The sequence below is a fragment of the Tissierella sp. genome (assembly GCF_052089545.1).
In the GTDB taxonomy this organism is placed as follows: Bacteria; Bacillota; Clostridia; order Tissierellales; family Tissierellaceae; genus Tissierella_A.
In genome coordinates this window covers 1-4,358 of record NZ_JBQDAA010000192.1, presented here as the reverse complement: position 1 = coordinate 4,358, position 4,358 = coordinate 1, and the positions used below count along the sequence as shown (strand labels likewise).

Annotated in this window: 8 protein-coding genes; all 8 read left to right on the top strand. The window is 30.6% G+C overall.

Annotated elements, in window-relative coordinates; translation table 11 throughout:
• The first annotated feature begins 195 nt into the window (after positions 1-195).
• The gene (gene rplU, locus ACTHW2_RS11240; RefSeq protein WP_442264014.1) at positions 196-507 is read left to right on the top strand and encodes a 50S ribosomal protein L21; all 312 of its coding nucleotides are present in this window, start codon (positions 196-198) and stop codon (positions 505-507) included.
• Between the two features lie 2 nt (positions 508-509).
• The gene (locus ACTHW2_RS11235) at positions 510-863 is read left to right on the top strand and encodes a ribosomal-processing cysteine protease Prp (RefSeq protein ID WP_442264013.1); all 354 of its coding nucleotides are present in this window, start codon (positions 510-512) and stop codon (positions 861-863) included.
• On the top strand, positions 860-1,150 hold the full coding sequence (gene rpmA / locus ACTHW2_RS11230; protein WP_442264012.1) for a 50S ribosomal protein L27: 291 nt from the start codon (positions 860-862) through the stop codon (positions 1,148-1,150). Before ACTHW2_RS11235 ends, rpmA begins: the two co-directional genes overlap by 4 nt.
• A gap of 133 nt (positions 1,151-1,283) precedes the next feature.
• Positions 1,284-2,546, top strand: a complete 1,263-nt coding sequence (gene obgE / locus ACTHW2_RS11225; RefSeq protein ID WP_442264011.1) for a GTPase ObgE — start codon at positions 1,284-1,286, stop codon at positions 2,544-2,546.
• A 28-nt stretch (positions 2,547-2,574) separates the two neighbouring features.
• Positions 2,575-2,868, top strand: coding sequence for a ribosome assembly RNA-binding protein YhbY (yhbY, locus tag ACTHW2_RS11220; protein WP_442264010.1), 294 nt, complete (start codon positions 2,575-2,577; stop codon positions 2,866-2,868).
• Positions 2,869-2,886: 18 nt separating this feature from the next.
• A complete protein-coding gene (gene nadD / locus ACTHW2_RS11215; RefSeq protein ID WP_442264009.1) occupies positions 2,887-3,486 on the top strand; it encodes a nicotinate-nucleotide adenylyltransferase in 600 nt (199 codons plus the stop codon).
• Between the two features lie 12 nt (positions 3,487-3,498).
• The gene (gene yqeK / locus ACTHW2_RS11210; protein ID WP_442264008.1) at positions 3,499-4,074 is read left to right on the top strand and encodes a bis(5'-nucleosyl)-tetraphosphatase (symmetrical) YqeK; all 576 of its coding nucleotides are present in this window, start codon (positions 3,499-3,501) and stop codon (positions 4,072-4,074) included.
• 4 nt (positions 4,075-4,078) lie between these two features.
• On the top strand, positions 4,079-4,358 hold a 280-nt coding region (gene rsfS / locus ACTHW2_RS11205), incomplete at its 3' end, for a ribosome silencing factor (RefSeq protein WP_442264007.1).

Here is a 4,358-nt window from a genome sequence, read left to right as displayed (position 1 = left end):
AATTAGGACATAATCATAAATGTTATAATAGGACATTATCATATGTTGATCAGAGCTCTGGACTAGTAAAAAAAGAATTTGTTGACAAATAGATTTGTATTTGATAATATATTAGGGTATGAAGCCGCTCAGTGTGGGTTTAAGTGAAACATCACCTAACATTGGCGAGACTTGGTTAGAGGAGGTGCCGTCATAATGTATGCTGTTATAGAAACAGGTGGAAAGCAATATAGAGTACAAGAAGGAGATGTTCTTTTTGTAGAAAAATTAGACGCTGTTGAAGGAGATACTGTAAACTTTGATAAAGTTCTTCTTATGTCTAAAGATGGTGATTTAGTTGCTGGTAAACCATATGTTGAAAATGCAAAAGTAGAAGCTAGTGTTGTAGAACAAGGAAAAGCTAAAAAAATAGTAGTTTTCAAGTATAAAGCTAAGAAAAACTACAAGAAAAAGCAAGGACATCGTCAACCATTTACTAAAGTAAAAGTTGGAAAGATTGTTGGCTAATTATGATTAAAATTAAACTATTTAGTGATCCTTTTGAAAACATCACACAATATGATATAAAAGGCCATGCAAACTTTGCTCCACACGGAGAAGACATAGTATGTGCGGCAATTTCTGTACTGTCCCAGACAACACTTATGGGTCTTGTAGAAGTTTTACAACTTGAAAAAGAAGAAATTTTTTATAAAATAGATGAAAATACTGGATACTTAAATGTAAAATTAAAAAATATTAAAAATAAAGAAAAGGTAAAAGGAGCTCAAATACTTTTACAAACTTTTAAACGAGGAATAGAATCGATTCAGGATACTTATCCTGGAAACTTAAAAATAGAGTACAGGAGGTGCGACAGATGATAAAATTAAATTTACAATTATTTGCTTCTAAAAAGGGAGTAGGTAGTTCAAGAAATGGTAGAGACAGTAGAGCTAAAAGATTAGGTGTTAAAAGAGGAGACGGACAATTCGTTTTATCAGGAAACATCATAATGAGACAAAGAGGAACTAGAGTCCATCCTGGCACTAATGTAGGTAAAGGAAAGGACGATACTTTATTTGCTACTACAGATGGAGTAGTTAAATTTGAACGATTAGGCAGAGATAGAAAAAAGGTTAGTGTATATCCTGCAGAAGAGTTAGCGTAAAATAAGCTTACCTTAAGGTAAGCTTATTTTTTTAAATATATATAAGAAAGATAATAAAGTTGAAACAATATACAGATACTATTTAAAGACTAAACAAATAATAAAATATAAGTATCTAATTAAGGGTGATAAAATGTTTATAGATAAAGCGAAAATCCATATAAAAGGCGGTAAAGGTGGAAATGGTATAGTAGCATGGAGAAGAGAGAAATTTGAGCCTTCTGGAGGACCTTACGGTGGCGACGGTGGCGACGGTGGCTCTATCGTTTTAAAGGCTGATGAAGGAATAAGAACTCTTATGGATTTTAGATACAAGAGGCATTATTCTGGTGAAAACGGTGAAGATGGTAGAACTAAAAAACAATTTGGTAAAGGCGGAGAAGACATATTTATCAAAGTTCCAGTTGGAACAATAGTTAAAGATGAGCCAACTGGAACAGTTATAGTAGATTTAAAAGAAAAGGACCAAGAGTTTATTATTGCAAAAGGTGGAAAAGGCGGTAGAGGAAACGCTAAATTTGCTACTTCTACAAGACAAGCTCCAGGATTTGCAGAACCTGGAACAAAGGGACAAGAAAGAAATGTAATACTTGAGTTAAAACTACTTGCTGATGTAGGTCTTATAGGATTTCCTAATGTAGGTAAATCTACATTTTTATCTATGGTATCGGCTGCAAAACCTAAGATTGCAAACTATCATTTTACAACTTTACAACCTAATTTAGGAGTAGTCAGAGTTGATGATGAGAAAAGTTTTGTTATAGCAGATATACCAGGATTGATTGAAGGAGCATCTGCAGGAGTAGGACTTGGACATGAGTTTTTAAGACATGTTGAAAGAACTAGGGTATTGGTCCATATATTAGATGTATCAGGTATGGAAGGAAGAGATCCTGTGGAAGACTTTTACACCATAATGGAAGAACTTGTTGAATACAATCCTAAGTTAAAGGATAAACCGCAAATTATAGTGGGAAATAAGATGGATATACCAGGTGCAGAGGAAGGACTTCAGAAACTTAAGGAAGAGTTTAAAGATCAAAAAATTTATTCTATTTCAGCAGCTACTAGTCAAGGGGTAAAAGAGTTAAAGTATGCTATATGGGATGTACTTTCTAATACTGAAATAGATTATGATAGCTTTGATGAAGAAATGTATGAAGAAGTAGTTGAAGAGGATGAATTAATAGTTACAAAAGAAAACAATAAATATATAGTAGAAGGAGACAGCATAGAAAAGCTTTTAGAGGGTGTATATTTTGATGATGTAGATTCTCTAAGACATTTCCAAGAAAGCTTAAGGAAGATGGGTATAATTGAAAGACTTGAGGAGCTTGGAATACAAGAAGGAGAAGCAGTTTTCATTGCAGGATATGAGTTTGAATTCTTCCACTAAAATTGCAGAGTAAAAAAGGAGGTAAAGTATGTTAACAGGAAAACAAAGAAGTTATTTGAGATCGTTGGCTCATAACTTAGATCCACTATTTCAATTAGGAAAACATGGAATAAGTGAAAATTTCATCAAACAAATTGATGAAGCGCTTGAAAATAGAGAGCTAGTAAAGATAAATATATTAAATAATAGTATGATGGAGACAGAGGATGTATCTAAGGAACTTACTGAAGCATTAGATGCTGAATTTGTACAAAATATAGGTAATAAAGTAGTTATTTATAGGGAGTCTGAGGAAAATAAGGAAATAAATTTACCTAAATAAAAACTTTGGAGAATAGATATGAAAATAGGGATAATGGGAGGAACTTTTAATCCAATTCACTTAGGACATTTAATCCTAAGTGAATTTATAAGAGAGGAAGCTTTATTAGATAAAATAATATTTATTCCTACTGGTAAGCCTCCTCATAAAGATTATAGTACAGTAGTAGATGGTTTTCATAGAAAAACAATGACAAAACTTTCTATAGAAGACAATCCATACTTTTCTTTATCTAGCATGGAACTAGAAAGTGAACATATAAGCTATACTATTGATACTATGATGAAACTTAAAGAAGAGTATAAAGACGATGATTTATTTATGATAATAGGTGCAGATTCTTTACTTCAAATTGAGACTTGGGAAAAATATGATAAGCTTTTAAAAGAAACAAACTTTATAGTAGCTGATAGACTTGTAAAGAATAGTAAAGATCTTTTAAGAGAGATAAAAAGATTAAATATCAAGCATAATGTAAAAATAAAGCATTTACAAAGCCCTATTATAGATATTTCTTCTACTAAGATAAGAAATATGATAAAAGAAAATAAATCAATTAAATATTTAGTAAAAGAAGATGTAAATAAATATATATTAGAAAACAATTTATATAAATAGGATGTGAACCTATTGATAGAAAAAATAAAAAAGGATCTCCTTATAAATATATCAAAGGATAGATATCTGCATACTTTAAGAGTAGTTGATACATGCAAAAAACTAGCTATAAATCATAATATGGATTTAGAAAAGACTACAATTTCAGCTTTACTTCATGATAGTGCAAAGTTTATAAAGAAAGAAAGGGTTGTAGACTTAGCTAAAGAATTTGGACTATTAGATAAATCAAAAAAACCTTATAATACAGAACTACTTCATGGACCACTTGCTGTTAAAATAGCAATAAGTAAGTATGATGTGGTAGATAAAGATATATTAAATGCTATCAAGTATCATACAACTGGAAGAAGAAATATGAGTCTTTTAGAAAAAATAATATTTATGGGAGACTATATAGAACCGCATAGAAATTTTGAAGGAATACAAATAATAAGAAATTTAGCATTTGAAGATTTAGATAAATCTTTACTTTTAGCTTTAGATACAAATATAAAGTTTTTAATAGAGAGTAAAAAAACAATATCTATAGACTCTATAGATGCTAGGAATTATTTAATAGAAGAAAATTTAAAAAAAAGGAGATGAATATATGATAAATGTTGAAGAAAAACTAGCTATAGTAAAAAAAGCTTGTGAAGACAAAAAAGGTATAGATCTCAAGGTCTTGGATATAAAGGAATTAACTACTGTGGCAGACTATTTTGTCATAGTAAGTGCGAATGCATCTACTGGAGCCAAAGCTATAGCAGATGAAATAAGTAAACAGCTTTCAGAAGCAGGATATGATGAAATAAAAAAGGATGGCTATTCAAGTGGAAGGTGGATTTTACTTGACATTTCTGATATAATAGTACATGTCTTTCATAAAG